Origin of the sequence: Mesorhizobium sp. M1A.F.Ca.IN.020.06.1.1, from assembly GCF_004023265.1 — a bacterium.
Taxonomy (GTDB): domain Bacteria; phylum Pseudomonadota; class Alphaproteobacteria; order Rhizobiales; family Rhizobiaceae; genus Mesorhizobium.
In genome coordinates, this window is sequence record NZ_RZSR01001303.1 from 1 (window position 1) to 1280 (window position 1280).

Here is a 1280-nt window from a genome sequence, read left to right on the forward strand (position 1 = left end):
GGCATCACCTGAATCTCAAATACCCTAGATCATCGCCATGCCGCCATTCACGTGGATGGTCTGGCCGGTGACATAAGCCGCCTCATTGGAAGCGAGATAGGCGACGGCCGAGGCAACTTCGGCGCTGGTGCCCATCCGCCGCGTCGGAATCGCCGCCATGATGGTCTCTTTCTGCTTGTCGTTGAGCTTGTCGGTCATGGCCGATTCGATGAAGCCCGGGGCGACGCAGTTGACGGTGATGTTGCGGGTGGCGATCTCCTGCGCCAGCGACTTGGAAAAGCCGATCATGCCGGCCTTGGAGGCGCAGTAATTGGTCTGGCCGGGATTGCCGGTGACGCCGACCACCGAGGTGATGTTGATGATGCGGCCATGGCGGCGGCGCATCATCGGATGGGTGAGTTCACGAGTGAGCCGGAACACGGCGGTCAGGTTCACCTCGAGCACGGAATCCCAGTCGGCGTCCGACATGCGCACGAACAGGCCGTCGTTGGTGATGCCGGCATTGTTGACCAGGATGTCGACGCCTTCGAGATCGGCCTCCGCCTTCTGGCCGAGCGCCTTGACCGCGTCGCGGTTGGTCAGATCCGCCGGGAAGAGCTTTACGCGGTCGCCGAGCTCGTCGGCCAGCGTTTCCAGCTTCTCGACGCGGGTGCCGTGCAGGCCGACGATCGCGCCCTGGCTGTGCAGCACCCTGGCGATCGCCTCGCCGATGCCTCCCGATGCACCGGTGACGAGCGCCTTACGGCCGGTCAGTTCGAACATTGCTTCAACCTCATTCTTCCGGACGCCCCGCGAGCGACCCTCGTTCCGCATTTTGTCATGTTGTCCAGGCCATATCAGAAGTTCTCGGCGCTCACGACCGATTCTTCACAAAGCCTGATCTGCTCCAGCACTTCCGCAGCCAGGTAATAGTCCTCGAGATCTTCGAGTCCACGCTCAACGAAGTCACGCAGGTATTCGGCTTTGCTTCGACCAGTCATCGCCACGAGATCGTCGAGGCGATGCTCGACTTCGGGAGAAAGACGGATGGAAGTAGGAATGCCGCACCTGCCAGCAAGAGTTCCCTGTTTATGCTAAAGTTGCCAGCGCCGCCTCGACTTCCGCCGCCGTGCCGATGGCGCCGGTCGCGATATCGCGGTTGATGCGTCGCGCCAAGCCGGACAGCACCTTGCCGGCGCCAACTTCGTAAAGCGTCGCGACACCTTTGGCGCCGAACCATTCCACCGTCTCGCGCCAGCGCACGCGGGCAACGACCTGCTCGACCAAGCGGCGGGCGATCT

At 62.4% G+C, this 1280-nt stretch carries 2 protein-coding genes and 1 pseudogene; all 3 read right to left on the minus strand.

Features of this window, described 5'->3' with window-relative positions; all coding sequences use genetic code 11:
• Positions 1–24: 24 nt before the first annotated feature.
• Positions 25–762 carry a 3-oxoacyl-[acyl-carrier-protein] reductase gene (fabG, locus tag EOA60_RS33485; protein ID WP_095823648.1) on the minus strand — a complete coding sequence of 246 codons (738 nt, stop codon included), beginning with the start codon at positions 760–762 and terminating at the stop codon, positions 25–27.
• A gap of 74 nt (positions 763–836) precedes the next feature.
• A complete protein-coding gene (locus EOA60_RS33490) occupies positions 837–1040 on the minus strand; it encodes a ribbon-helix-helix protein, CopG family (RefSeq protein ID WP_095823649.1) in 204 nt (67 codons plus the stop codon).
• A gap of 28 nt (positions 1041–1068) precedes the next feature.
• A pseudogene (locus EOA60_RS33495) lies at positions 1069–1280 on the minus strand (ACP S-malonyltransferase); the annotation flags it as partial.

Bases quoted from the DNA above. Each gene is read 5' to 3' on its own strand.
- fabG (WP_095823648.1), bottom strand. From the start codon at position 762: ATGTTCGAACTGACCGGCCGTAAGGCGCTCGTCACCGGTGCATCGGGA.